The 26,874-nt window shown below is 52.1% G+C and carries 19 protein-coding genes; 7 read left to right on the forward strand and 12 right to left on the reverse strand.

Annotated features, from left to right (window positions below):
• Positions 1-2 precede the first annotated feature (2 nt).
• Positions 3-1,730, reverse strand: coding sequence for a sulfatase family protein (locus B036_RS0112150; protein WP_020568996.1), 1,728 nt, complete (start codon positions 1,728-1,730; stop codon positions 3-5).
• 1,134 nt (positions 1,731-2,864) lie between these two features.
• Between B036_RS0112150 and B036_RS0112155 the strand changes: the two genes are divergently transcribed.
• Positions 2,865-3,461 carry a hypothetical protein gene (locus B036_RS0112155; protein ID WP_020568997.1) on the forward strand — a complete coding sequence of 199 codons (597 nt, stop codon included), beginning with the start codon at positions 2,865-2,867 and terminating at the stop codon, positions 3,459-3,461.
• A gap of 17 nt (positions 3,462-3,478) precedes the next feature.
• Here B036_RS0112155 and B036_RS0112160 read toward each other — a convergent pair whose 3' ends face one another.
• Positions 3,479-4,222: a hypothetical protein gene (locus tag B036_RS0112160; protein ID WP_026231922.1), complete on the reverse strand. Its 744-nt coding sequence runs from the start codon at positions 4,220-4,222 to the stop codon at positions 3,479-3,481.
• Positions 4,223-4,414: 192 nt separating this feature from the next.
• Here B036_RS0112160 and B036_RS0112165 point away from each other — a divergent pair, with 192 nt between their 5' ends.
• The 3 genes from B036_RS0112165 to B036_RS0112175 all read left to right on the forward strand — a co-directional run bounded on the left by B036_RS0112165 (position 4,415) and on the right by B036_RS0112175 (position 6,977).
• The gene (locus B036_RS0112165) at positions 4,415-5,008 is read left to right on the forward strand and encodes a nucleotide exchange factor GrpE (protein ID WP_026231923.1); all 594 of its coding nucleotides are present in this window, start codon (positions 4,415-4,417) and stop codon (positions 5,006-5,008) included.
• 94 nt (positions 5,009-5,102) lie between these two features.
• Positions 5,103-6,254, forward strand: coding sequence for a molecular chaperone DnaJ (gene dnaJ, locus B036_RS0112170; RefSeq protein ID WP_020569000.1), 1,152 nt, complete (start codon positions 5,103-5,105; stop codon positions 6,252-6,254).
• A 261-nt stretch (positions 6,255-6,515) separates the two neighbouring features.
• Entirely contained in the window at positions 6,516-6,977 is a 462-nt protein-coding gene (locus B036_RS0112175; protein ID WP_020569001.1) for a gliding motility lipoprotein GldH, read from the forward strand.
• A gap of 10 nt (positions 6,978-6,987) precedes the next feature.
• On the opposite strand, the gene B036_RS0112180 is transcribed toward B036_RS0112175, so the two are convergent.
• The 8 genes from B036_RS0112180 to metH all read right to left on the reverse strand — a co-directional run bounded on the left by B036_RS0112180 (position 6,988) and on the right by metH (position 18,961).
• The gene (locus B036_RS0112180) at positions 6,988-7,710 is read right to left on the reverse strand and encodes an RluA family pseudouridine synthase (RefSeq protein WP_020569002.1); all 723 of its coding nucleotides are present in this window, start codon (positions 7,708-7,710) and stop codon (positions 6,988-6,990) included.
• A 625-nt stretch (positions 7,711-8,335) separates the two neighbouring features.
• The gene (locus B036_RS33260; protein ID WP_020569004.1) at positions 8,336-10,033 is read right to left on the reverse strand and encodes a methyl-accepting chemotaxis protein; all 1,698 of its coding nucleotides are present in this window, start codon (positions 10,031-10,033) and stop codon (positions 8,336-8,338) included.
• 286 nt (positions 10,034-10,319) lie between these two features.
• Positions 10,320-11,336 carry an aspartate-semialdehyde dehydrogenase gene (locus tag B036_RS0112190; protein WP_020569005.1) on the reverse strand — a complete coding sequence of 339 codons (1,017 nt, stop codon included), beginning with the start codon at positions 11,334-11,336 and terminating at the stop codon, positions 10,320-10,322.
• Between the two features lie 256 nt (positions 11,337-11,592).
• Positions 11,593-12,375, reverse strand: coding sequence for a serine O-acetyltransferase EpsC (gene epsC / locus B036_RS0112195; protein ID WP_020569006.1), 783 nt, complete (start codon positions 12,373-12,375; stop codon positions 11,593-11,595).
• Positions 12,376-12,515: 140 nt separating this feature from the next.
• A complete protein-coding gene (locus B036_RS0112200; protein ID WP_020569007.1) occupies positions 12,516-13,025 on the reverse strand; it encodes an RNA polymerase sigma factor in 510 nt (169 codons plus the stop codon).
• 242 nt (positions 13,026-13,267) lie between these two features.
• On the reverse strand, positions 13,268-13,801 hold the full coding sequence (locus B036_RS0112205; protein ID WP_020569008.1) for a DUF4920 domain-containing protein: 534 nt from the start codon (positions 13,799-13,801) through the stop codon (positions 13,268-13,270).
• A 56-nt stretch (positions 13,802-13,857) separates the two neighbouring features.
• Entirely contained in the window at positions 13,858-14,247 is a 390-nt protein-coding gene (locus B036_RS0112210; RefSeq protein ID WP_020569009.1) for a hypothetical protein, read from the reverse strand.
• Between the two features lie 349 nt (positions 14,248-14,596).
• The gene (gene metH / locus B036_RS34260; RefSeq protein ID WP_044102564.1) at positions 14,597-18,961 is read right to left on the reverse strand and encodes a methionine synthase; all 4,365 of its coding nucleotides are present in this window, start codon (positions 18,959-18,961) and stop codon (positions 14,597-14,599) included.
• A gap of 318 nt (positions 18,962-19,279) precedes the next feature.
• On the opposite strand from metH, the gene B036_RS0112220 reads away from it, so the two are divergent.
• A complete protein-coding gene (locus tag B036_RS0112220) occupies positions 19,280-20,902 on the forward strand; it encodes a DUF1800 domain-containing protein (RefSeq protein WP_020569011.1) in 1,623 nt (540 codons plus the stop codon).
• Positions 20,903-20,928: 26 nt separating this feature from the next.
• Positions 20,929-22,761, forward strand: coding sequence for a DUF1501 domain-containing protein (locus tag B036_RS29125; protein WP_020569012.1), 1,833 nt, complete (start codon positions 20,929-20,931; stop codon positions 22,759-22,761).
• A gap of 225 nt (positions 22,762-22,986) precedes the next feature.
• Here the strand turns inward: B036_RS29125 and purL are convergent, their stop codons facing one another.
• The gene (gene purL / locus B036_RS0112230) at positions 22,987-25,227 is read right to left on the reverse strand and encodes a phosphoribosylformylglycinamidine synthase subunit PurL (RefSeq protein WP_020569013.1); all 2,241 of its coding nucleotides are present in this window, start codon (positions 25,225-25,227) and stop codon (positions 22,987-22,989) included.
• A gap of 177 nt (positions 25,228-25,404) precedes the next feature.
• Entirely contained in the window at positions 25,405-26,049 is a 645-nt protein-coding gene (locus tag B036_RS34265) for an NUDIX hydrolase (RefSeq protein ID WP_020569014.1), read from the reverse strand.
• A gap of 97 nt (positions 26,050-26,146) precedes the next feature.
• On the opposite strand from B036_RS34265, the gene B036_RS0112240 reads away from it, so the two are divergent.
• Complete coding sequence (locus B036_RS0112240; RefSeq protein WP_020569015.1) at positions 26,147-26,872, forward strand: hypothetical protein; 726 nt, start codon at positions 26,147-26,149, stop codon at positions 26,870-26,872.
• Positions 26,873-26,874: the final 2 nt, after the last annotated feature.

Here is a 26,874-nt window from a genome sequence, read left to right on the forward strand (position 1 = left end):
ACTTACCAGCCCAGGCTTTCACCGCTTTCAGCATAGCCGATACGTTGAGCAACTGCCCTTAGGGTATCTCCCCGTGTATATATTAATGGTTCAACGTAGACTTCCCACGGACCAGGTTTTTCGCCTGGCTTGGTGAGTTGGTAGGCAATTTGAGCCCCCGGTGTTTTACTCTCCAGAACGAACCTGCCGATGCTGTCCCGGCGCAATTGTGGTCGGCCGGTCACCGGTAATTCATCGGCTCCGTTCCAAAATTGCTGCACCAGATCCACTTCGTTCGTTGCGCCCAGGTCCCCGACTTCCGCTAACCAATTGTCCATGGCCAGACGCAACTCAGATAGTTTACCGGCAAAGGCGGGGTTACCCGCCAGGTTGTTGAGTTCATGGGGGTCAGCCTGGGTATCAAAGAGTTCCTCTCCGGGTTTGGACTTACGAAACCATTGCGCCTGCACATCGGTCAGCGAGCCGTCATCACGCCCGTCCAGGAGTGATTGCATAGCGTTCATTTGTTCCCGGTAAACGACGGGTAGATAGTACCCCCGCTCCGGGTAATAATTCCGGAGGTATTTATAGCGGTTATCACGGGCAGCGCGGATGCGGTCATAGAAACCATCAAGGCGATCAGAAGCAGCGAAAACATAGTCGCGGGGCGGAGCAGCCTGATCCCCGAGGATGGCCTGTCCCTGACAGTATTCCGGAATCTCAATGCCCGTCAGGCTGAATACCGTTGGTGCCAGATCAACGAAGCTGAAAAGCGTCGAATCAATTGCTCCGGCACGCCGACCGTCTGGCCAGGCTACGATCATTGGCACCCGCAGGCCGCTGTCGTAGAGCAGTCGTTTCTGGCGGGGCAGCGGCCCGCCGTGATCACTGTAGAAGAAGATGATCGTGTTATCCAGCAGTCCGTCTTCCTCCAGTTGGTCGAGCAGAAAACCCACCTGCTGGTCCATGATCTCAATGTTAGAGTACACTCTTGCGGCGTCGGTCCGGGTAGCCTGGTCATCGACCAGGTATGGAGGCAGCGGAACGTTATCGGGGGCTACGGTCAGCTGCGGACGATCATCCCCCTCCAGTATTCCTTGCCACCCCGCTTTTTCGGTGGACGCTTTTTCGAACCCTGCCTTAAACCGCAAATTGCTTTTTCGGGTCATCCAGATCTGGCTCTCGTGCGTGATTTCCATGTTGAAAATGCTAAAAAAGGGCTGCTCCGGGTCCTGACGGTGTCGCCAATGTGCCTGGGAGCCTTTATCCGTCCAGCCCGTTTTCGGGGCAAAGAATTGGTAATCCTCTTTCTGGTTGTTAGAAGTAAAATAGCCGTTCTCCCGTAAGACCTGCGACATCATTTTAGCCTCTGGCGGAGGCAGGGCGCCGTAAGCGCCAGGAAGCCCAATGGCCTGCAAGCGGTCAATGCCACCCTGGGTTCGCATATTATGTCCGCCAATACTGATCGGGTACATCCCCATCGTGATGCAGTTCCGACTTGGCGCACAGACCCCCGCTACGGAGAAAGTATTGGGAAAGCGCACGCCACGGGCAGCCAGTCGATTGAGGTTAGGTGTTTGGGCGGTGCTGTCGCCAAACATTGGCAGCAAAGGGCTGATATCTTCACAGGTGAGCCACAGGATATTGGGCGGGCCGTTCTCTTTAGCGAAGGTTACGGCCTTTTCCTGGGCGCGGTCGCAGGTGCAGAGGAAGGTTAAGGAGCAGAGCAGGAGCAGCAGTGGTCGGTTCATTGGGGGAAGATAGGAGATTTCGGGTTTTCAGGTTGTCGGGTTATCGAGGCCGGAGGCCGTCGGGCCGCTCGGAGCACCGGCGGAGCCGGGGCGCAGGCGGTCGGACGGCTCGGAGGCGGTGCACCAACCGGCCACGAAGTATAGCGGTCGGACGACTGATCGCAAGCCGACCCGCCCGACGGCCCACTTTACAACGCCTCCGGCGTTGACACGTAGCCGCCCGACGGGGAACCCGCTACAAGCGGAAAGGTGTCCGCTTAATATTCAACATCGAATCAGCAACACTGTAACTACAAAGGTCATCGTTTCTTAAACCATTATAGTCTAGAGAACTTGAGTAAGGCCATTCATCCGGAGAATTGACTAAGCCTCCCTTTACCGGATTGAGGTGTAGGTAATGAAAGCAGTTCACCGGGTGCGCATGTGAGGTGGGTTGTTCTGTTGGAGACCAAAGGCTTCCTTCATACCGGTAACATTCTACATTGGGTGTATTCTGCTGAAAGAGAGAGCCCGTTCTGCTTTGAGCTTTATTAACTCCTTGAGTATAACTACTCAGTAAAGTTCCTATTGAAGTGCTCAGATTTTGGACGCCTCTCATTTCCAGAGCAATACTATTTCCGAAAACAGGAATTTTCTTACCACTTATCTCCTCTCCCAAAAGCGTTGGGCTGACTAACCAATGGAAATGATTAGGCATTAAACAATAGGCGAGAATATGAGCGTGAGGTTTGAGGTGTGTTCTCATTTTCCGAAGAAAGTATGCGTAGTTCCTTTCTTCAAAGAAGATAGGTTGCCGGTTAATCCCTCGATTGTAAATGTGGTAGATGGCTCCTGTTTGGTATTTCACGTAACAATAATTTCTCCCAACTTACAAAGCAGGAGGCCGTCGCGCCGCTCGAAGTCCCGGCGGAGCCGGGGCGCAGGCGGTCGGACGGCTCTCGGAGGCGGTGCACCAACCGGCGCTGAAGCGTAGTGGTCGGAGTCCTCGAAGGACCACAAGCCGACCCGCCCAACAGCCCACTTTACAACGCCTCTGGCGTTGACGCGTAGCCGCCCGACGGGTACCTAGCTCCTCTCCCCCCCCTGCACCTCAGCGCATTATCCCTTACATTTGGCCTTTCTAACAAAATCCCTATGCAAAACCTGAACTACCCCCTTACCATCAAATTCAAATTTGGTGTCCTTAACCCCCAATTTTCGGTGGTTGACCAGGCCGGAAAGCCCGTAGCCTTCGTGAAGCAAAAAGCTTTTAAACTTAAGGAAGATATCTCCGTTTTTCAATCCGAAAGCCAAACAGACCTCCAGTATAAGATCAAGGCAGATCGCTGGCTGGACTACAACGCCAGCTACAGTTTTACCGACAACTCGGGCAAAGAATGTGGCCGGCTCGTACGCAAAGGCGCACGTTCCCTGTGGAAAGCAGAATACGAACTCTACGACGAAACCGGAAAACCTGACCTGGTAATAAAAGAAGGAAACGGTTGGATTAAAGTAATCGATAGCCTGCTTGGCGAAATCCCCATTCTTGGCATGTTCACCGGCTACTTTTTAAACCCGAGCTATAATGTCACCCGTCCTGACGGCACACTGGTCGCAATTTTCCACAAAAAGCCCGACTTGATCAGCCGATCGTTCGAACTCGAAAAAAGTACCTCTTTTGAAGCAGGAGAGGAGACCCGCCTCGTATTGGGAACGATGATGATGGTATTGCTCGAACGGGCCAGGGGCTAAAATCCGTCGGGCAAACCTTAGAACGTGTACCTGCCGGTGACACTAACCGTGTTCGTCTGCGCAGCTACTGAACGTTCCGGTTCCGCTTCAGGGCTAACCGGACAGTTCTCGCAGAAGCTGATCACGCGGCGCTCCAACTGTGAATTACCGATGCCATGGGAGTACACCAAGCCTAATTCGCAGCCTTCCGTAAGATCATACCGTACCGAGATACCGCCCTGAAAAGTAAACTCATGGCTGTAGCGGAGGGTACCCAATTGCATATCCTGAGAGAAAACCTCTCCCGGTTTTACCGTAACGGAGAAATTATTTTCTGGCCGACTACCCCGCTGAAAGTTTATGCTTTCATTGTACGTCACCTGACCGGCAATTCGTCGCACAGCACGCCCAAAAAGTTGAAGGCGAACGCGGTGCAGGTGTCGCTCCAACCCAAGACCCACAAAAGCACCCGTTTGATTCATTTTATAGGATTCTGTGTTAAAAAAATCAACAGGGATTTGTCCGATAAAAAACAGGTCAGCTGCTCGGAATTCCTCATGAAAAATGTGTGTCTGTTGCAAACCAGCCTCGGGAATCAGGAAGGTTCGTGGCGACAAGTTAATGAGCATTTCCAGGCCAAGAGTAGCTGCCGGGGTTACAAGCTGATCGTTTTTCAACACGCCGCTGGTGCCTACATCAAGCCGCAGGCGGTACTGTTGGGCAGAGAGATCACCTGCCAGGAATAAAAAAGAAATAATAAGGAATTGGTATAGGTATTTCATCTGGACCATCGGGTTTTGAGGTCAGACGGAAACTGTGGCACCACACGTTGGTGAGGACTACAAAATTCTCAGTTTCCGATGAAGCAAAGGCACCTTGTCACGTTTTGCCGTCCTGACCTGACATTATGACCAAATGGCGAAGATGGCCCTACATTTGCAGCCCTTTTCCCAATGTTTAAAAATGTATTCAACATGTCTAAGAAAAATGTTAACGAACCGATCGTCAACGACGAACTGCTCGAAAACGCTGGTGCCGAACCGGAAGGGAATAATCTGGCTGATGAAGTTGAACAGGAGCTGGAGGACCATCTTGACGAAGGTGCCGTTGCTGATACCGACAATATGATCGGTCAACTGGAAGCTCAGATTGCCGAAAAAGATGATCGTCACCTTCGCCTGTATGCTGAATTCGAAAACTACAAGCGCCGTAGCCAGCGGGAGAAACTGGACCTGATGGAAACCGCCGGGCGGAAGACCATGATGGCACTGCTGCCGGCACTAGATGATTTTGACCGCGCGGCCAAGCAGGCAGAAAGCGACGAAGCCACCAAGAAAGTGTGGGACAGCGGCGTCGGCCTTATTGTTAAAAAACTATACGCCAGCCTTGGGGCTCAGGGGCTCAAGCCAATGACCAGCACCGGAGAGACATTCGATGCTGATCTTCACGAAGCCATTACTGAAATTCCGAATCCTGAGATGGCCGGTAAAGTAGTAGACACCGTCGAGACAGGCTATTTTCTAAACGGTAAAATCATCCGTCACGCCAAAGTCGTGGTCGGAAAATAATGATTGTTGATACCGGATTGCCGGTTGGCCCTCAGCCGAAACAGCAATAAGGCCAACCAACAACCATTTAATCAACAAGCAAGTAAACCCCAATATGGCGAAGAGAGATTATTACGAAGTACTTGGCGTAGACAAAGGTGCAGACGAGAACAAGATAAAGAAGGCCTATCGGAAAAAGGCCATGAAGTACCACCCGGATCAAAACCCGGACAATAAGGAAGCCGAAGAAAAATTCAAGGAAGCTGCTGAGGCCTACGATGTACTTAGCGATGCCCAAAAGCGGGCCCGCTATGACCAAATGGGGCATCGCGCCTTCGAGCAGGGCGGCGGTTTTGGCGGCGGAGCCGGTGGTATGACCATGGAAGACATCATGAACCAGTTCGGCGGCATGTTCGGCGGCGGTGGTGGCGGAGATTTCTTCGGCGGCGGTGGCGCACGGCGACAGCCGCGCGGGGAACGAGGCTCTAACCTTCGCATCAAAGTATCCCTGACCCTGGAGGAAATTGCCGAGGGCGTTACCAAACGTATCAAAGTAAAGCGGCAAAAGCAATGCGGCACTTGTGATGGCAGCGGTGCTAAAGACTCAAGCAGCGTATCTACTTGTTCCACCTGTGGTGGCGCCGGTGTTGTACGTCAGGTACGCTCTACCTTCCTCGGCCAAATGGCTACTACGACAACTTGCCCGAACTGTACCGGTACGGGTAAAATGATCAAGACTAATTGCAGTAACTGCAAGGGAGAGGGCCGTGTGTATGGCGAAGACACCATTGAGGTCAATATTCCAGCCGGCGTAGAAGAAGGGCAACAGCTCAGTATGCGCGGCAAAGGTAATGCCGGCCGCCGTGGTGGCCCGGCAGGTGACCTGTTGATCAACATCGAAGAAAAACCCCACGAATTCTTGCAACGCGATGGGCAGAAACTGATTTTCGACCTGCACCTCAACTTCGCAGATGCAGCACTTGGCACCTCCGTTGAAGTTCCTACTATATCCGGACGCGTAAAAATCAAAATTCCCGCCGGAACACAGTCGGGTAAGATATTCCGTCTACGTGGCAAGGGACTGCCGGCGCTGCAGGCTTATGGTACCGGAGACCAACTTATCCACGTTAACCTCTGGACCCCCAAGACGCTGACGAAGGAAGAAACCGCCCTTCTGGAACAGATGAGGGATATGGAGAACTTCAAACCAAAGCTGGAAAAGGGAGACAAAGGCTTCTTCGAGCGAATGAAGGAGTATTTTAGTTAACTTCTTAGCTTATTCCCCCAAAGGAAGCATCCAACGGTTCTCGATCAATCATTAGCCGTCAGGCAAACTTTTGTCCGGCTTAGCCAGGCCAAAAGAATTTGTCGGACGGCCGGAACCGCCCGTCTGACGGATTCTTGGCTAAAAGTTAGCGCAGGTTTTTGTTTCCTAAACAATCCGGAGAGTACACATTACCTCTGGTCGCTCTATCGTTCAATTGCAAAACGACCGGGCCTTCCTACCCGAGAATAACTAAAAGTTACTATGCGTATCCTCCCCTTCCTCTTCTTGCTTGCCTGCCTGTGTTCAGCCTGTGGGCCAACCATCATCTTTGAGGAAAAAGTCGAATTGCCCGCCACCGGCTGGGCCTACCCAGACACCGCACACTTTAACTTCAGCATCACCGATCCGGAAACTGCTTACAATTTCGTGCTTCACCTGGAGCATGGTACCGATTTCCCCTACCAGAATTTTTACGTCAACCTGCACACCGGGTTCCCGAATGGCAAGCGTAACTCTCAACAACTCTCGTTGCAGTTGGCCGGTGCCTACGGTGCATGGAAAGGAAGTTGTTCCGGAGCATCCTGCGACCTGGATATTACCTTCCTCCAAAATGCCCGCTTTGAGCAAACGGGAGACTATTACCTTACGGTTGAACAAAACTCCCGGGAGCCGGTGCTGGAAGCTATTTCCAGTGTGGGTTTTTCCGTAGTAGAAGCAGAGTAGCTAAAGCCTTCTATTTTCCCAGTTTCCTCAGCTGGTTCAACGTCGCCCGCATGTCCTTAGGCATGAGTGCCTCAAAAGACAACCGCTCTCCCGTTTCCGGGTGGTCAAAGGCCAGCCGCGATGCATGAAGTGGCACGCGGCTGAGCAGGGGTCTTTCTTCTTTGTCCTTTTTGAGGTTATAGCGCCTTTTAATCTCCGAGAGTTTGAACTCCTCCCGTTTACCGTAATAAGGATCTACCATCAGCGGATACCCTGCGTAGGCGAGGTGAACACGAATTTGGTGTGTCCGACCGGTAAAAATCTGCACGCCGACCAAGCTGAACTGATGACCGAAAAATTCCATCGGTTTAAAAATGGTAAGCGCATGTTTCCCTTTATTACTCACCATCATGGCGCCTAATTTCCCGGGGTTCGCCGCAATCGGTTCGTCTACTTCAGTTTCTTCGTTGGCCGGTTGTCCTTCTACGATAGCGTGGTAGACTTTGTCTACCTCCCGATCCTGGAACTGACGATTCAGCTCTTTGTGGGCTTCTGGTGTACGTGCGACGACCAGGCAACCGCTTGTGGGCCTGTCCAGCCGATGAACCGCAATGATCGGGTCGCCAAACATATCGCCCAGCATATTGGTCACATTGGGAATATCCGCAATGTAACGGTCCGGTACAGAGAGGAGGTTAGCGGGTTTATTGACGACGACGAGGTGGTCGTCCTGATAGAGAATCTCTAGCTTCACTTAATTGGCATGTTTATACCCAAACCGTAAAGGTTTAGGATTCAGTTGACTTGCGGTTGGTAGTGTTTACGGGCGCTCAGCACCATGGAAGTTACCAAACCACTTCGTGATGGGTATATATGGGCCGCAAAGGTAGCTTATATCAACTGGAGCGGGAAAGTAAGTGCTCGTTTTTGGGCGGCGGCGCGCGGGTGCAAGGAGAGGTTGAGGGCAAAGAAGTACCAACAAACGCTCTACTAATTAGTATGTATGGTTAAATCGCACGTTCAGGGAAATTCCCATTATAAAATAAAAAAGCCAAGACCTCAATTGGTCTTGGCTTTCAATAATCCCATGAACATATATCGTTAGCTGAGAAAAATCAAGAAAGTGAAATGTGTTCTGGCAGTAACCATATAACCACCAGAACACACTTTCAAGAATAATCGTAATCTCAGAATAGTATCTTTTTGTACAGGCTTTTGGGGGCGTTCCCCCTCCTGACAATGTAAAGGTGCAGCTAGATATGCCCCAGGCAAAAGACACATTCATCTATTTGTGAAACTTTATAGCACAAAAAAAGTGTCAACAACCTGAAAATCAGATCATTGACACTTTAAATTGTGACAATTAAAGTCCAGAAAGACTATTCTTCTTCTCCGGAAATTTCTTCTTTAACACTTTTAACGGCGTCTTCGACCACATCTTCGACTTTATCAGCTGCCTCTTCAAGCTTTTCAGTGGCCACTTCGGCGACATCTTCAACTTTATCTTTGGCTTGGTCAAACTTCTCTGTCGCTGCTTCGACGGCGTCCTCGACCACATCCTCGACTTTGTCAGCTGCATGATCGAGTTTTTCTGCGGCAACTTTAGCTACTGCCTTCACCGTATCAGAGACGTCTTCAAATGTTTCTGAAATACTGTCGGTTGCTGCGGAGACTGCGTCTCCGATCTGATCGAGGAAACCGCCCTCTTCAGTCACCTTATCAGCGGCAGTTCCAACGGTGGTAATCGCAGTCGCAATAGCATCGCCTGCCTTTTCTGCCATAGAAGCATCTGCTGCCGGCGTTTCACCACTGGTGATTTCGCTGAGCGCAACCATGCTCTTTACATTCTCTGGCGTACGGTCTTCGGGCTTAGTACGACCACCTTTCTTTTTCTTGCCTTTGGAAATGGCAGCTGCGGCAGCTTCCAGTTTGGCCTTTTCTTCCGGGCTCACGACCCGGTTAGCCATGTCAGCAGCGATCTTTGCCTTAGCAGCGTCTGCGGCGGCCCGCTCGGCAGCTTTCTTGGCATGCTTTTCTGCTTTGGCTTTCTCCTGCTCAATCTTCTTCTCGAGCATGGCTTTAGTCTTCACCATATCATCCAGCTTGATTTGCTTACTGGCAACACGGCTCTCGATCATCACGACTTTCGCTTCCCGGATCTGCTTTTCCAGCTGACCATCGGTCTTTTCGATACGACGACGCTCAAACTTCAGGTCGTTCTCATCGCGGCCGATTCCGCTCCGCATCCGGTCCATTGCCTTGATCAGGCCATCAAGACGCGATTGGGTACGACCTGCATTCCGGTCTTTACCTCCTCCCTGGCCACGTTTAGCCTTAACGTCCTTGAAGGCGGCATCGATGCGATTGTAGATAGCGTCGCGATCTTCCCGGGTGAACTTTACGTTGTGAAATTTCTTTTGGATCTCCCGCAAGTCGTTAAAGACTTTATTCAGGTGAGTCCCTTCGTTAATGCGTTTTTCGGCATCTTCAAGGAGTTCGCCAAATTTGGCTACCTGCTTAACGGATTCTTCCTTGTATTTTGAGTTAAGCTCATCGCGCATGGCTTTGAGCTGTTCGAAGGACTTGTCTACCCGCTTCCGGATATCATTGCCTTGATCCCGAAGGAGTGTTTTATCCTGCAGTTGCCCCTGGACCTTTTGCCAGAAGTTTTTGGCCTGGTTCCAAAGTTCGGAGGAGTATTCCGTAGCGCGCTCGATTCGATCTTCGATCTCCGCAAGTTCAGATTTGTAACTCTGCGCCAACTTATCGCTCAGCACGTGGAAGTGCCACTCTGTTTGGGCACGAAGGATCATGTCCGTCTGCTCCGCCTTGAGGTCATCAGGTAAAAGCCCTTCGGAGACGCTCAGTTCACGGGCAATAACCCGGTCAGGTTCTGGCAGCTCTACTTCCTGGTTTTTGCGCCACTGGTCCATAAAGGCCTTAAACACATCATCGGATACTACTTTCTCCGGATAAGTTTGGATGCGGACGATGTTATCGGAAACTTGCAGTTCGATCGTAATCAGTACGCGGTTTTCCTGGGCGTTGCGCCCCCAGACGGCAATTCGATTTCTCATTTCGGTTAGCGTTGTACCGGCGTATTTAGGTTAACCCCGGCGGCAGTAATTCTTTAATTTCGGTTAATCGCAGCGAATGGTCAGCAGACCATTCTGGTAATTTATGATTTCTATCTTTTGTCAGGCACAGGCCCGTAAAGGAGCCTTAAGCCACAAGTACAAAGGATGATGGAAGGTTGCAAAAACCCTGCCATACTACTTTGCATGCACCTGCGTTCCCGCCAGATCGAGCGAAAGGTAAGGAGGAAGGCCTAAGGCAGCTGCCTTCTGACACATTAAAAACGTGTTAGCCTGCCACTTTGTCTCCAATCAGCTCATTTTTTACCAAATACTTGGCAATTTGAACGGCATTGGTAGCTGCACCTTTCCGAAGGTTGTCGGCCACAATCCAAAGATTGAGACCATTCTCGATCGATTCATCTTTGCGAATCCGGCCGACAAAAACCTCATCCCGATGCTTGGCCAGCAACGGCATAGGGTAGACGTTGTTTTTTATATCATCCTGAACGATGATGCCCGGAGTGGCCGCAAGTAATTCACGAACTTTTTCCACCTCGAAAGAACGATGGAACTCAACGTTTACACTCTCGCTGTGACCTCCGTGGACCGGTACGCGCACTGCCGTAGCAGTAATGGCGATGCTGTCGTCTCCCAGAATTTTTCTGGTTTCATGGACGAGCTTCATTTCTTCCTTAGTGTAGGCATTGTCAAGAAAGACATCGCAGTGCGGGATACAGTTCTCAAAAATCGGGTAGTGGTAGGGGCGGTCGGTACCGGCCGTATCTTCCCCGCGCTTCTCGGCCTCATACTGGTTTACCGCCGGCACTCCCGTGCCGGTAAAAGACTGATAAGTGGAGATTACCAAACGCTTGATTCCAAAAGCTTTGTGCAGTGGAGCCAGGGCCAGGACCATCTGAATGGTGGAACAGTTCGGGTTAGCAATGATGAGATCGCTTTCGGTCAACTCATCTGCGTTGACTTCAGGTACCACTAGTTTTTTGGTAGGATCCATCCGCCATGCGCTGGAGTTATCAACCACAACGCAGCCTACTTCAGCAAACTTGGGGGCCCACTCCGTGCTGGTCCCTCCCCCAGCGGAGAAAATAGCCACATCAGGCCGGCGGCTGATGGCCTCTTCCATACCAATGACGGGATAGTCCGTACCATCGTAAGAAATGATCTTGCCGACAGAACGCGCCGAAGCAACGGGTAATAACTCGGTGATCGGGAATTTGTGCTCACGGAGCACTTCAAATACTACGCTACCAACCAAACCGGTGGCGCCAACAACTGCAACTCTCATCTTGGATACTTTTGGGGCCGTAAAAGTACGCTGTCTGCCCGAAAACATAGGTTTTCCGGAGTCTTAAAAGTTGCGGATTTACGAGGTACGGCGCAGGTATCCAGTTAACGACAGGGAATTGGCGCTGCTACCTCAACTCCGCCAGGTGATCGAATCCAGTGTTCAGTAACCATGCCTCCTAGAGCGGGATGGAACAGCTTTCGATACCCGTTCCCTTAGCGGAGGCGAGAGGTTTTTTGTGTATCTGAGCCGTATCCTACTCCTTCCCGTAATAGATCCTGCTCTTCTCCGGCACGCTCTTAACAATCCAGGTATTACCGCCGATGATGGAGTCTTCGCCGATCACCGTGTCTCCTCCAAGGATGGTTGCCCCGGCATAAATTACGACCCGGTCCTTAATGGTAGGGTGTCTTTTTGTTCTCGCCATGTCTTTTCGGACAGAGAGGGCCCCCAGGGTGACCCCCTGGTACATCTTTACATCGTCTCCGATTTCAACCGTCTCTCCAATAACCACCCCGGTTCCATGGTCTATACAAAAACGACGACCAATGGAAGCTCCCGGGTGGATCTCGATGCCGGTTTCCCGGTGGGCTATCTCACTTAGGATTCTTGGTATCAGGGGAACCCCAAGGCGGCACAACCGATGAGCAACCCGATGTACGGCCAGGGCGTAAAATCCGGGATAGGTGCTGATTACTTCAGTACGGCTTCTTGCTGCGGGATCTCCGGCGAGGATGGCGTCCGCATCTTCGGAGAGCGATTGGTAGATCGTGGGTAAGGCAGCCTCAAAGGCGTCTCGTATTACTACCGGAGGGTCTCGCAGCTCGTCGGCAAGACCATCCAGAATGGTAAATAACCTAAGGTCGTTGGTTTGATAATGCAGGCGAAACCCACGGTCAGTAGCAAACTTTACCGGACTATACTCCGGAAAAAGAAATTGCAGCAGCCCTTCGAGCCACTCCTGAGCAAGTAAGGAAGAAGGGAGTTTTTCGGTACGTAAATGATCTTTAAAGCGCTGCTGAAGAAATTCTTCGTCCATACGGTTACTAAGGTTTGCTTGAAGCAAGTAAAAACCTGGGATGAATTAAAGTTTCAGGCAATAAGAGAAGGGTTCATATTTTAGCGGTCCCTTGTCAAGCGACATGAAGGTGCTTGACTCAGACCAGGGCCAAATGATGCCTAATTTTGGTAACGGTCTCCAATTGCCAATTTCATCCGTTGCCGGGCCAGGAAAATCCGACTTTTGACCGTGCCAATGGGAATGTTGAGATGTGCAGCAATTTCTTTATACTCATAGCCTCTGTAAAACATAAGAAACGGCACACTGTAGAGGTTGCCAATACCAGCCATCATCCGCTGAAGTTCTTTCATCCGCATATCGTGTTCTCCTTTATTTGGGATAGCGTTTTTGCTTTCCAGCGCAAATGAGAAATCCTCAATGGGTTGGTTCACGTGCTTTCTACTCTTCATTTTACGGTACCGGTTGATGTACGTATTTCGCATAATGGTAGACACCCAACTTTTGAAATTGGTGCCCATTGTAAATTTCTCCCGGTGGTGGTAGGCTCTAAGGCTGGTCTCCTGCATCAGGTCTTCCGCATCGTGGCGATTGCGGGTCAGGCGAAGCGCAAAAGAGAAGAGTAAGTTTTCCAGTTTATTGATTTGATTGATGAATTCTTGGTTGGTCATGTAGCTGAAGTAGTCTCTTGAAAAATCTGTTACTATACACGTCAAATTACTAAACTTCATCAAAAATTATGCCAAATCGCAATCAACTGACTAGTAAATAGTTGCGCCTTCGCCTAAATTTCAATTTTGATTAAATAAAATTCATTAATTAAATAAAAACAAAAAACCCGCTTGCCTTTTAATGGACAAGCGGGTCTTTGGGCGGCTTTAAGTGTTCCGCCAATTCTCTTATAAGGGCAAGCTTACATCTTCTCCCCTAAAAGCTGAACGCCGTCGGCAAGGAACCGAAGTTCACGCTTAGGCTCGGTGATGGCGGCAATTTCTTCCTCAGACTTTCCGGCATCTTCTGCATAGTGACGCAGCTCGTCAACCGGAGTAATCTGGTAGTAAGCCATGCCGTGCATGATTACTTCCCGGCCGCTGATGTCCATTGGCATGAAAAATCCGTAGTCCTTGAATTTCACCATCATTTCATCATCGTCGCTTGCGGCGATGGTCATCCAGCATCCTTTGGCCTGGCACACTTCATTGACGGTACCACGCAGGGTAGTTTGCAGGGTGTCAACAATTAGCGACTCTTCGTAAGTAGTCAATAGTTTGTTGGCAGCCAAAACCTCCGTCGGGGTAAACTCGGCACCGAAGGTGCCGGCTATTTCGGTAGTTTCGCTGGTTGGTGCTTCAGCGGTGGCTTCAACGGCCTGTTGTTCGCTGCCTGCGCAAGCCGACAGAATGAGACCGAAACAAGCAACGGTCAGGAAATTCAGAAAATTCTTCATTGGATAATTTATTGGGCCACAAAGATAAGAACAATGGCATATTACTACCAAGCAACTTATTGGTAGCCGATCAGGTCCGTGATGTAAGCACCGCCGTACCCAAGGTCCTTAAGCTTTGTTTGCAAGGCTACTGCATCTGCACGATTTGGGAAGCTTTCCCGGCTCTCAACGACCCAAAGCTGTTCACAGGGGCGGTACCGGGCAACCAAACTAGGATGAAAAGGATATTCTGCCGGATCAGTGTAGCGGAGGATGGCTACCTGAATTTTGTACTCCTTAGTCGGTGTGGTGGTAAAACGTGGCAAAGGTGGAGGAGTGGAGCCTCCGGGGATGGTAACTACACTACCGTAGGCAGTGGGGCCTTCATCACAGTAGGGCGGTTTTTCCGTCTGAGCAGCAAGCATCAGGGTGGTAAAAACAAATAAAGCGGTGAGCAAAAATTTCATAAGATAAATGGTATCGTTGGTTTACGTCCTGACCATAACGCACGCAGGCCCTCTTGTTGTTCATTGGGCCGGTCAAGTACATAACAAATATAAGACATATGATCTTTTATCAACGAATTGTTCTTTGGTTCTTAGGAAGTTAGGCGCGTTTAGGAACCAGGAGTCAGTACTCAGGGTTCAGAGGTCAGGCGTCACGCCTTAGTGTTTAGGAGTCTGATTTGTCCCCCCTTAACTCTTAGCACTGTAACCAATGATCGCTGAGCCTACAACCTACAGTTGAGTACTACCCCATAAATACTGGTTCCTGAATACTGAACCATGAATACAGATATCTGAACACTGAACCCTGTTACCTGATCGCTGCAAGCCATCGTTCAGCAGTAGCCTTGTCCCAGCCTTTGCGGGCGGCGTAGTCTTCGGCCTGATCGTCGCGAAGGCCACGAACGGTAAAATATTTTGATTCCGGATGGCTAAAGTACCAGCCACTGACGGAGCTGGCGGGGTACATGGCCATCCCGTCGGTCAGTTGCATACCCGTTGCTGCTTCGACGTCCAGCAGCTGCCACAGCTTTTCTTTTTCGGTATGCTCGGGGCAGGCCGGGTAGCCGGGAGCTGGGCGAATGCCCCGGTACTGTTCGGCGATCAACTGGTTGTTGGTGACGGATTCCTCTGGGGCATAGCCCCAGAACTCCATCCGTACCCGCTGGTGCATCCGTTCGGCGAAGGCTTCGGCAAGGCGGTCGGCCAGAGCCTTAAGCATGATGGCGTTGTAGTCGTCTCCAGCGTCTTCGAAGCGTTTGATGTGTGGCTCGATGCCGATGCCGGCCGTCACGGCAAACCCGCCGAGATAATCCTGATGAGGCGCGGCCGCCGGTGCAATGAAATCAGTAAGGGCAAGGTTGGGTAAACCCTTCGCTCGTTTGCTTTGCTGGCGCAAGTGGTAAAGGGGTAAGGGAGTAAGGGGGGAAAGGGAAGAAGGGTCGTCTGCCTCCTTTTTCCCTTGCTCCTTTTTACCCGTAATCTGCACCTGCGGCCCCGCCACCTCCAAAGGAAGCTGCGAAGCTAAATCTGCATACACCAGAATAGCATCTTTTTCTACGACCGCATTCGCGGGCCAGAAGCCAATGACGCCTTTTGCCTGGAGCCACTTCTCTTTAACTACCTGATCAAGCAAAGTTTTTGCTTCCTCGAACACCTTCGACGCTTCCTCTCCCACAACGTGGTCGGTTAGAATATTGGGAAACTTGCCGGCGAGCCCCCAACTGCTGAAGAATGGGGTCCAGTCGATGTAATCCACCAATTCCGCCAGGTCGTAATCTTCAAAGACTTTGGAACCGGTGAACGTGGGAGCCGGCGGCACGTAGTTGTCCCAATCCAGCTTCAAACCGTTCTCCCGCGCCTTAGCGATCGGCAGGAAGGCCTTCTCCGACTTTTGCCGGGCCCGGTGAACCCGGACGCGCTCGTATTCTGCCGTGATGCCTTCCCGATAAGCCCGGCGATCTTCCGGTTCTCCGTCCAGCAAACTACCCGCAACGGTTACTGCCCGGCTCGCGTCAAGTACGTGGATGGTAGCACCAGAGTAGGCCGGTTCCACCTTCAATGCCGTGTGCGTTTTACTTGTGGTGGCACCACCGATGAGCAGTGGCGTTTTCATGCCACGGCGTTCCATTTCTGTAGCCACATTCACCATCTCGTCCAGCGAGGGAGTGATCAAACCCGACAAGCCGATGATGTCGGCCCCTACCCGCTCCGCCTCATCGAGGATCTTATTGACCGGCACCATTACCCCCAGATCGATGATCTCGTAGTTGTTGCAAGCCAGCACAACACCGACAATGTTCTTGCCAATGTCGTGAACGTCACCTTTTACGGTGGCCAGGAGGATGGTGCCTTTGTATTGTCGGGTGGTGTGCTCGGGTGCCTCTGCTCGTGGCGCCTCTCCCCCGGCCCCTCTCCCCCGGAGAGGGGGGACGGCTCTGCTCGCTTCGCTCGTAGAGTCCTCGATGTAGACTTCTCGGGGAAAGGAATAGGGACGATCCTTGCGGTTATCTAACACGGATTTGATCCTACCAGCAACCGCTAGCGGATCGTTTAATACTTCATCGTTGGTGAAACGTAGCACTTCGTAGCCTACACGAGCGAACTTTGCATCACGCTCTGCATCCGTCCACATCATATTCGGGGCATTGTGGTAGGCTCCGTCTATTTCTACGACAACAGATTTAGCAGGAAACAAAAAGTCGACAATGGCATAGCCCATAGGCTTTTGTCGATAGACTTTATGACCGAGCTTATTAGCTCGCACTAAACCCCACAGCTTTTCTTCCGCCTTCGTGGGCGTTTTCCTCATTTCCTTAGCGTACGACAGGATAATCTTTTCGTGTCCCGGAGCTACTTGCCAGTAAACATCAGTTATTTCAGTTCCGCCTCCAACGCCTGCCTCGCCTCCTCTCTCCCGGGGAGAGGGGTCGGGGGAGAGGCGACGGGCAGCAGCTAATATCTCCGCCTTCTCCGCCTCAATAAACGGGTTCAGATAAGCCACCGCCTGCTTCATCACCCGGGCGGATTTCACCACCTGAGGCAAAAACATCTTCCCGGAGCCAAAGAGATCGCCCACTACGTTCATGCCGTCCATCAGGGGACCTTCAATGACGTGGAGTGGACGCGGGTACTTAAGGCGGGCTTCTTCCGTATCCTCTACGATGAACTCCGTGATGCCGCGCACCAGGCTGTGCTGAAGGCGCTGTTCGACGGTGCTCTCCCGCCAAACGAGATCCTTGACGACCGATCGGCCGCCAACGTTCTTCAGGCTTTCTGCGAGGTCCGTTAGTCGCTCTGTAGCATCGGGCCGACGGTTCAGTATCACGTCTTCGACGTGCACGAGCAGTTCTTCCGGGATGTCCTGGTAGACCTCGATCATGCCGGCGTTGACGATGCCCATGTCCATCCCCGCGGCAATGGCGTGGTAGAGGAAGGCGGAGTGCATGGCCTCGCGCACTACGTTGTTTCCCCGGAAGCTGAAGCTTACGTTGGAGACACCGCCGCTGATCTTGGCACCGGGGCAAAGCGCTTTGATCCGTCGGGTAGCTTCGATGAAATCGACGCCGTAATTATTGTGCTCGTCGATGCCCGTTGCAATCGCAAAGATGTTGGGATCGAAGATGATGTCCTGGGGCTTAAAGTTGGCTTGCTCCACCAACAGCTTGTAGGCCCGGGCACAGATCTCGACTTTCCGATCCTCAGTATCTGCCTGGCCGGTTTCATCGAATGCCATGACGATGGCGGCGGCACCGTAGGCCTTGACCAACCTGGCCTGCCGGAGAAACTCCGCTTCGCCCTCCTTCATGGAAATGGAGTTAACGATGCACTTGCCCTGCACACACTGCAGGCCTGCTTCGATGACCTCCCATTTGGAGGAATCGATCATGACCGGCAGCTTGGCGATGTCCGGCTCCGCCATCAGGAGGTTAAGGAAGGTAACCATGGCCTCTTTGGAATCGAGCAGGCCCTCGTCCATATTAACGTCGATAACCTGAGCACCGCCTTCCACCTGGTGAAGGGCTACCGCCAGGGCTTCGTCGTAGTCGCCGTTCATGATCAGACGACTGAATTTTCTGGAGCCAGTTACGTTGGTCCGTTCCCCAACGTTGACGAAGTTGGTTTCCGGACGGAGTACGAGTGGTTCCAGGCCGGCGTAAGTAGAGTATTGCGGCAGCTTGGGGATGGTTCTGGTTTTCAAACCATCTACGGCTTTGGCCATTGCGGCGATGTGGGCCGGCGTGGTGCCGCAGCAACCACCGATGAGGTTGACGAAACCGCTGGCGGCGAAGTCACGGATGTACTGCTGCATCTCCTCCGCATCCTGGTCGTACTCGCCCATTTCGTTGGGCAGGCCGGCATTGGGATAGGCGTGGACGTTGCATTCGGCTACCTTGGCGAGGGCGGCGAGGTGAGTGCGCATCTCCTGAGCGCCGAGCGCGCAGTTGAGGCCAACGCAAATCGGATCGGCGTGGGCAATGCTGTAGTAAAAGGCTTCTACTGTCTGGCCGGAAAGAGTACGGCCGGAGGCATCGGTGATCGTGCCGGAGATCATGACCGGGAGTTCCCGGTCCAGCTGTTGCCGTACGCGTTCGAGGGCGAAGAGGGCGGCTTTGGCGTTAAGGGTGTCGAAGATGGTTTCGATGAGGATCAGGTCGGCACCACCATCGGCCAGGCCTTTAATCTGCGTTTCGTAAGCATCGGCCAATTGCGCAAAGGTGATGGCCCGGAAGCCGGGGTCATTCACGTCGGGGCTAATGCTGAGGGTCCGGTTGGTGGGGCCAACGGCCCCGGCTACGAAGCGGGGTTTTGCCGGGTTCTTAGCGGTGTAAGCATCAGCTGCTGTGCGGGCGACGCGGGCGGCGGCCACGTTCATCTCATAAACAATGTGTTCGGTACCATAATCTTCCTGGGCAATGGTGGTGCCGGAAAAAGTATTCGTTTCGATCACGTCCGCCCCAGCCTCCAGGTACATCTCGTGGATTTCCCGGATGACGTCCGGGCGGGTCAGCACCAATAGATCGTGGTTCCCTTTCAGGTCGCTGGGGTGATCTTCAAAGTAGCCGGTGCGGTAGTCCTGCTCCGTCAATCCGTACCCCTGAATAAGGGAGCCCATGGCCCCGTCGAGTACAAGGATACGTTGCTGGAAAATATGGCGAAGAGATGTAGTTGACATAGACTTTGCTTTAAAGGGACGCAAAGATAAGACGGGAGGCTCACTGGCACTGCCTCGTTACTTCTAAATGTCGGGATTGGATTGATTGGAATGCCGATGGCTGGAGGTGAATTTTCAAGAGACGCTACGGGTAAAACATTTTAGCACCACGTCGCCCCTCAAAAACCTATTTGTTTTATACTAAATAGTTATATTTGTTTTGAACTTTGCCCATTTAGTACTGACATTTCCTTTTACTTGTAGGTTTCTCAGTATACAGTTTCTCATAGAATAACCAACTCGGTGGGCACGCTTCTACCGGCCATACTTATTTCCTTTATGCTTACTTCTGAAATGTTTCAGGCGCTGGTTTCGTCTGCGTCCATCGCACCCTACACTGGCCCCTGGACGGCAATAGAGGCAGGTCACCTTCTCCGCCGCACCACTTTTTCTCCATTAAAGACTGAAATTGATGAAGCCGTAAATTTAGGCCTGGAAGAGACCATTACGACCTTGCTAACGTTGGGCCCTCCACCCTCCCCCCCTCTGTATTACGACTATGATGCTCACCCCGATCTTAGCATCGGTGAAACCTGGGTTGACCATCATACCAATCCGAATGACGCCAATAATGACGGTAACGCCCGCCGCCGCAGCCTGGATGCCTGGTGGATGCTCACCAGCGCCGATACCGGGATTAACATTCGGGAAAAGATGTGCTTTTTCTGGCACAATCATTTCGGAATGGGGGGCAATAACGATGCTCGTGGCATTTATCAATTCCTGGCTAAATATCAACAGTTCGCCATAGGCAACTTTCGGGACCTCGTCAAGGAAATCACCATCGACCCAATGATGCTCCGGTTTCTTAACGGCCATACCAGTACGGCAGCGAACCCAAATGAGAACTTTGCCCGGGAGATACTCGAACTCTTCACCATAGGAAAAGGACCACAGACAGGTACGGACTACACCAATTATACGGAACTGGATGTGGTCGAACTGGCCAAAGCCTTTACTGGTTGGCGATCACGGTACATTGGTACTAAGGTTCCAGGGCAAGCACCAGAAAGCTATTTCACGGAGAATCGGCACGATACATCCACTAAAACACTTAGCCACCGATTCAACTTCGCAGAAATACCGAATGCAGGAATTGACGAGTACAAAAACGTTGTAGACCTCATCTTTCAACAAGATGAGGTATCCCGTTTCATCTGTCGAAAACTATATCGCTACTTCGTTTACTATAAAATTGACGAAAGTGTAGAATCCGGGATCATTGAACCTATGGCTCAGACCTTGCGCAACAACGACTATACTATCGGTCCTGCGTTGGTCCAGTTACTGAGCAGTGAGCATTTCTATGATCGCGCTATTGTGGGCGATGTCATAAAGTCGCCACTTGATTTCGTCCACAGTATCTTCAAAGCAGCCGATTTCTATGACCAGGGGAACCTCATCGACGACTACGAAGCTGGCAGGCGGGCCTTTATTCAAGTTAGAAACATGGGGATGGATCTACGTCAACCCCCAAGCGTCGCCGGATGGACCTCCTACTACCAGGAGCCAAGCTATTTCCGGCTGTGGCTAAATACGGCTACCCTGAAGACCCGCACGGACCTGGTGGTTATTGCGCTCAGGCGAAACGGCTTTTCGTGGAATGGCGACGCCCACCCCTTTAACTGGCTAGGCGCCCTTACTCGTTACGATAACCCCGGTGAACCGAATGGGATGATTGCCCAAATGACGGCGGAGTTACTTCCCCAGCCCCTCGTTCCAGAGCAAATTGCTGCACTTAAAGAGCTATTGCTGCCCGGGCTCCAGGATTTTGTATGGTCAGGCGAATATGCAAACCACCTTGCCAACCCCAACGATGATAATCTGCGGGCTTCCGTAGAGAACAGACTAAAAGAAATGGTTTCCGGCTTGCTTCAGCTGGCCGAGTTCCAGGTCCACTAATTGAGTTCACCTCTTAAAAAATTGTCATGAACAGAAGAAATTTCCTGCGCACGACCGGTGCACTCAGTTTGCCCGCTTTACTTTCTTCCGGTGTTGCCGCCGACCCTGCTGGCTTCTTCAGCCAATTTATTAATCCCGATAGCGATAAAATACTGGTCTTGATCCGCCTGTCTGGTGGAAACGACGGTCTCAACACCCTGATTGGGCTGGACCAGCTGGAGAACCTGCATCAGGTTCGCCCCAATGTTGCCTTGCCAGCAGACGGGGTCCTCCAGCTTAATGACACTGTTGGCCTGCACGGTAGAATGGCCGGGATGAAAGACTTGTTTGATAATGGTCAACTAGGAGCCATTCAGGCCGTAGGGTACCCAAATCAAAACCGGTCTCACTTCCGCAGTACCGATATCTGGACTGCCGGTGCGGGTGCGGATGAAACCCAAACCAAAGGCTGGTTGGGTCGATACCTCGAACTGGAGCACCCCGAATTCCCCACCGGATACCCAAATGAGACTTTCAACTACCCTCTGGCAATGACGATGGGCAATGTCGTTTCCTCCACTTGCCAGGGAACCATGGCCAATCTGAGTGTGGTGGTTAACAACCCCTACAACTACCTCTACATTGCCCCTGGTGGAGACACTACACTGCCGGAGAACTTCTACGGAGATGAAGTGAGCTACGTTCGAAACCTGATCAGCCAGAGTAATCAGTACGGAGCCATTGTCCAGGAAACTGCCAATGCAGGAGCGTCGCTCGCAACTACCTACACGGATGGTACGCTTTCCAGCCAGCTGAAGAACATAGCCACCCTCATTAGCGGTGGTTTAAAAACCAAGATTTACGTAGCTACACTAGGCGGCTTTGACACACACAGCGATCAAATTCAAACTGATGATCCGCTTACCGGTGATCATGGAGATTTAATGGAAGAACTGAGCGCTTCGATCAAAGCATTCATGGACGACCTTGCGCTGCTAGGTTGTGCAGATCGGGTCATGGGCATGACTTTTAGTGAATTCGGCCGACGCATTCGGTCCAATCAAAGTAACGGTACGGACCACGGCGACGCAGGGCCACTCTTCCTTTTTGGCAACTGTGTTCAGGGAGGTGTTTTGGGAAATAACCCGGTCATTGACCCTGAAGTAGAACAAAATGTGGGCGTCCCATTCCAGTACGACTTCCGGGATGTTTACGGCTCAGTTCTGGTGGATTGGTTTCAAATGCGGATGGCTACCGTCCAGTCGCTGTTCAATGGTGGCTTTACCTACCTGCCAATCGCCAGTGGATGTTCTTCGGTGCTTGCCACCTCTGTTCACTCCATCAGTGCTGTCGGCATGGAGGAGTTCATCGACGTCCAGTGGCACACCCGGTTTGATGCACCTCCTCGTGGGTTTACCGTGGAACGGTCAGAAGATGGGCGCAATTTTCGGTCCATTCGCCGAATGGCGGCCGACGTTGGAGGATCAGAACAATACGCTATAGAGGACCGCGATGTGCGGAAAGGCCCACTGTATTACTACCGGGTAAAAGTAGAAGCAGCTGATGGCACCTTCTCTACTTCCAATGTACAGATCGCCAGCTTGCGGGGTACCCGGCAGGGAGCGTGGGCCGTTGGCCTGCCACGCCCGAATCCCGTTAGCGCCGAAAGCTACATCAAGGTTTATGCGCCTGAGGATGCCCTGGCGAATTTTGAATTGCTGGACGCACAGGGCCGTCGTCTGCGAAGTGGCACCATTAACTTACAGGGCAAGATGGACAACCGCGTCCCGCTTCAGCCTGCGGGGTTACCGGCAGGTCATTACGTTTGGCGGATGACTACGCCGGATGGGGAGCGGTTTGTGCGGAAGGTGATTAAATAGGGGGTAATTGGGCGCGGCCACTGGTGCAGGGGAAGGTTTAGGAAAAAGTCAAGCCCTCCCTGGCTACTTTATTAGCCGCAGGTATCGCCCATCCTCTACGAATTTTGCGCCGTTTGCTTTTCCATACCTCACTTTGCACCTGCGGCCGCGCCATTATTTGGTGCTATTGGTCTATTAGGCTCATCTCCCAATAGTAGCAAATGAACAACAACTCCAACAGACCAATTAAGCCTCCAGGACCGCCCCCAAAGTAAGCTCGTGCCGAACCATCCACTCACTGAGGTCACCCCAATTTTCGCCGTCGATGATCAGGTCAATACCTTCTACCTTGCCGAGGACTTTGAAGCCGATGCCGTGCTCCCGCAGGAAATCTTCCACATCGGCGGTTTTTGATTCGTCGACAGATACGACAACGCGGCTCTGCGCCTCTCCGAAGAGATAGGCGTCTTTACGGAAAGCTGGATCAGTGTCAATGGTGTAGCCATGGCCGCCGTCAATGGCCGATTCGGTTAGGGCCTGAAAGAGGCCACCGTCAGCTACGTCGTGCGCCGATTTGATGAATTCCTTACGAATCAGCCCGCCAATAACTTTGTGCAGTAGCTGCTCGTCTTCCAACACGAAGTGCGGGACGGAACTATGCTCCACGCCATGAATACGACGCAGGTATTCGCTGCTGCCGATATCGTTCTTGCTGTCGCCGATCAGGTAAATGACGTCTCCCTGGTCTTTGAAGTTGGACGTCATCCGGTACTTGATGTTGTCCAGAAGGCCAAGCATACCAATGGTGGGCGTCGGGTAAACGGGCTCCACGCGACCACCCTCGTACTGGCTCTGGTTGTAGAAGCTAACGTTACCACCAGTCACCGGTGTGCCGAAGGCACGACAAGCATCGCCCATTCCCTTGATGGCGTTGACGAACTGGTAGAAGGCTTCCTTATTGTAAGGATTACCGAAGTTGAGGCAGTTGGTAATGGCCACCGGCTCGCCTCCAGTACAAACAATGTTCCGGGCAGCTTCCGCTACCGCAATCATGGCTCCTTTATAAGGGTCGGCGTATACATAGGTCGAGTTACAGTCCGTCGTGACGGCCAGTGCCATATTGGTGCCTTTCACCCGAATGAGGGCAGCGTCAGAGGGAAGGTTCTCGGACATGGAGTTTGTCCGGACGGTACCGTCATACTGGTCCGTCACCCAGTTCTTAGCCACCAGGTTGGGGCTGATGAACAGCTCTTCGGCCGTAGCCTTCAGGTCCGCGGGTACGGGGATGTCTTCCGCCTTGAAGGCGTCGATCTTATCCATATATTTTGGCCGGGCGGTTTCCCGCTCGTAAACCGGCGCTCCGCCGCCGAGTACCAGTGGTTCTGAGGGCACGTCGGCCACCAGCTCGCCTCCGGCGTAGAAATGGAGGCGACCAGTATCCGTCACCTCTCCAATTTCCTCACACTCGAGATCCCATTTGTCAAACACGGCAAGAAGTTCAGCCTCCATGCCTTTTTTACAAACGATCAGCATCCGCTCCTGGCTCTCACTGAGCAGGATTTCCCAAGGCTTCATGTTCGCCTGGCGGGTGGGTACTTTGTCGAGGTCGATGCGCATGCCCGTACCGGACTTCGCAGACATCTCAGAAGTGGAACAGGTAATACCGGCGGCGCCCATATCCTGCATACCGACTACTGCGCCGGTGGTGATTACTTCGAGGCTGGCTTCCAGCAGCAATTTTTCCTGGAAAGGGTCCCCCACCTGTACAGCTGGCAGGTCATCGGCGCTGTCTTCCGTCAAATCTGCAGAAGAAAAAGTAGCGCCGTGGATACCGTCTTTACCGGTAGCAGAGCCAACGATAAAAACGGGGTTGCCCGGGCCATCGGCGGAAGCGCTGACGGTTTCACCGTGCTTCACGATGCCGACAGACATGGCGTTGACCAGAATATTCTGGTTATAGCTTGGGTGAAAAACCACTTCGCCACCAACTACCGGTACGCCGAAACAGTTGCCGTAATCGCCGATACCGCGAACGACGCCGTCGACCAAATGCTTAGTGTGCGGCAGTGACGGATCACCGAAGCGGAGGCTGTTGAGCGAAGCGATCGGGCGAGCGCCCATCGTAAAAATATCGCGGTGAATACCACCAACACCGGTCGCTGCGCCCTGGTAGGGTTCTAGTGCGGAGGGGTGATTATGGCTTTCAATTTTAAAAGCACAGGCCAATCCGCCACCAATGTCAACGAGGCCGGCATTTTCTTCTCCGGCTTCCACCAACAGGCGATCACCGTCCCGGGGGAGGGTTTTCAACCACATGATGGAGTTTTTGTAGGAGCAGTGCTCAGACCACATTACAGAGAAAATACTCAGTTCATTGAAGTTGGGTACGCGCCCCATGATTTCTACGATCTTGTCGTATTCGGCGGCCGTAAGGCCCAGGTTCTTTGCTACTTCAACGTCTGCTAATACTTCGTGGGCTGCCGCCATGGGGAGTGGTCATTTTGGGTAAGCGGCAAAGTTAGTAATAAAGTCAAGCAGTCAGATAGTCTTAAAGTCAAATAGTGCTGGAGTCAGATCGTCAAAACAGTCAAGGAGTCAGCTAGTACTGTTTGACTAGCTGACTCCTTGGCGATCTGACTCATTGACTATTTGAGTTCCTGACTATTAAATATCCCGCAGAGAGTTACGGTCCGTAATGACATCCCGCAATTCCCGCAAAAACTCTACCTGTCCGGTAGAAAGGCGATGTTTGAGGGCTTCTTTGATGGTTACGAAGGCACCTTGCTCAATGTCTTTGAGCCGTTCGGCCAATTCGCCAGACTCTTCGTAAAGCATTTGCTTAAGCGAAGGTATTTCGTGCCAATCTCCTTCAATGGCTACGGCTTCTTCCCGGTTGGCGCTGGGCTCCAACTCGATCATTTCATTGTGGCAATCCATGTCTACCTCACCACCGGGCAGGCCCCATTCGTCAGACTGGCGGGTCATAAAGACCTCAAGGCCACGCTCGCGAAAACGGTAAATAATCAGGGAAGCTGTTTTACGTAAACCCATAGGTATCTGGTCTGGTAGACGGGCGGTCTGGTAGTCTGGTGCAGCTAATATTCGCTGCACATTGTCTCGGTTCAACGAACCTGAGTTAAAATCGTTCACCAGTAAAGGTACGGCTTCGCTGGAAAATCCGATCGGTAATGCCTTTAAGGCTGCTTTTAGGATTTGGGCGGGGCCGCGGGTGCAAGAGAAGTTGTGGGGCAAGGAAACCGTTGTGATCAGCGTTAGTACCTTAGATTTTGTAAGGTTCCGGACCGCCATATCTGGTTTGCTTGAATGGGACCTCGAGGTCCCGCAACTTGAATTGCGCTTACCATCAAATCCTCCCTAACTTTACCCCAAATAATAAGCTACATCCATGCGCTTCTTCCCTTTTCTCCTTTTAGTCCTTTCCTCCTTCACCCTTCAGGCCCAGTCTCCTGCCACCCAACTGCTGGGGGCCTGGGAGTCGACCTTTGTGGACAGCGAAGGGCGTAACTCCAATTTAACGATGACCATCGTCGACGGGTTTATGGCCATGACGGCCTATAACGCGGATAGTGGGGAGTTCATCGCAACCCTGGGTGGTCGCTGGCGCGCCGATTGGGACAACTTCAGCATTACCTACGAATTTGATTCATCGGATTCTTCCCAGGTTGGTGGCGTAGCCACCATGCCTTATAAGCTGTCTGGATCCGTATTGATCTTTAACGAAGATAAATTCTGGACCAGGGTTGATGACGGTACCCCCGGTGCCCTGGCCGGTGCCTGGGAGATTATCGGTCGGAAACGGGATGGGGTAATGCAGGACCTCAGCAGTAGGCGGACCGGCCCCCGCAAAACCATGAAAATCATGTCCGGCAAGCGCTTTCAATGGATTGCCTTCAATACTGAGACAAACCAGTTCTCGGCAACCGGAGGGGGAAGCTACACTACGAACAAGGAAGGTCTGTACATCGAGAAGATTGAGTTCTTTAGCCGGGATCCGGCGCGTGCCGGCCAGCAGTTGAGCTTTGACTTTGAATTGGTTAACGGTGATTGGGTCCACCGGGGTGTTAGTACTAAGGGAGACCCCGTTCATGAGGTGTGGAGTTTGCGGAAGTAGGT

Source organism: Neolewinella persica DSM 23188 (genome assembly GCF_000373105.1).
In the GTDB taxonomy this organism is placed as follows: domain Bacteria; phylum Bacteroidota; class Bacteroidia; order Chitinophagales; family Saprospiraceae; genus Neolewinella; species Neolewinella persica.

What these genes read in the sequence shown, in the direction of transcription:
- B036_RS0112150 (WP_020568996.1), bottom strand. Translation starts at nt 1,730, where the DNA reads ATGAACCGACCACTGCTGCTCCTGCTCTGCTCCTTAACCTTCCTCTGC.
- B036_RS0112155 (WP_020568997.1), top strand. Translation starts at nt 2,865, where the DNA reads ATGCAAAACCTGAACTACCCCCTTACCATCAAATTCAAATTTGGTGTC.
- B036_RS0112160 (WP_026231922.1), bottom strand. Translation starts at nt 4,222, where the DNA reads ATGAAATACCTATACCAATTCCTTATTATTTCTTTTTTATTCCTGGCA.
- B036_RS0112165 (WP_026231923.1), top strand. Translation starts at nt 4,415, where the DNA reads ATGTCTAAGAAAAATGTTAACGAACCGATCGTCAACGACGAACTGCTC.
- dnaJ (WP_020569000.1), top strand. Translation starts at nt 5,103, where the DNA reads ATGGCGAAGAGAGATTATTACGAAGTACTTGGCGTAGACAAAGGTGCA.
- B036_RS0112175 (WP_020569001.1), top strand. Translation starts at nt 6,516, where the DNA reads ATGCGTATCCTCCCCTTCCTCTTCTTGCTTGCCTGCCTGTGTTCAGCC.
- B036_RS33260 (WP_020569004.1), bottom strand. Translation starts at nt 10,033, where the DNA reads ATGAGAAATCGAATTGCCGTCTGGGGGCGCAACGCCCAGGAAAACCGC.
- B036_RS0112190 (WP_020569005.1), bottom strand. Translation starts at nt 11,336, where the DNA reads ATGAGAGTTGCAGTTGTTGGCGCCACCGGTTTGGTTGGTAGCGTAGTA.
- epsC (WP_020569006.1), bottom strand. Translation starts at nt 12,375, where the DNA reads ATGGACGAAGAATTTCTTCAGCAGCGCTTTAAAGATCATTTACGTACC.
- B036_RS0112200 (WP_020569007.1), bottom strand. Translation starts at nt 13,025, where the DNA reads ATGACCAACCAAGAATTCATCAATCAAATCAATAAACTGGAAAACTTA.
- B036_RS0112205 (WP_020569008.1), bottom strand. Translation starts at nt 13,801, where the DNA reads ATGAAGAATTTTCTGAATTTCCTGACCGTTGCTTGTTTCGGTCTCATT.
- B036_RS0112210 (WP_020569009.1), bottom strand. Translation starts at nt 14,247, where the DNA reads ATGAAATTTTTGCTCACCGCTTTATTTGTTTTTACCACCCTGATGCTT.
- metH (WP_044102564.1), bottom strand. Translation starts at nt 18,961, where the DNA reads ATGTCAACTACATCTCTTCGCCATATTTTCCAGCAACGTATCCTTGTA.
- B036_RS0112220 (WP_020569011.1), top strand. Translation starts at nt 19,280, where the DNA reads ATGCTTACTTCTGAAATGTTTCAGGCGCTGGTTTCGTCTGCGTCCATC.
- B036_RS29125 (WP_020569012.1), top strand. Translation starts at nt 20,929, where the DNA reads ATGAACAGAAGAAATTTCCTGCGCACGACCGGTGCACTCAGTTTGCCC.
- purL (WP_020569013.1), bottom strand. Translation starts at nt 25,227, where the DNA reads ATGGCGGCAGCCCACGAAGTATTAGCAGACGTTGAAGTAGCAAAGAAC.
- B036_RS34265 (WP_020569014.1), bottom strand. Translation starts at nt 26,049, where the DNA reads ATGGCGGTCCGGAACCTTACAAAATCTAAGGTACTAACGCTGATCACA.
- B036_RS0112240 (WP_020569015.1), top strand. Translation starts at nt 26,147, where the DNA reads ATGCGCTTCTTCCCTTTTCTCCTTTTAGTCCTTTCCTCCTTCACCCTT.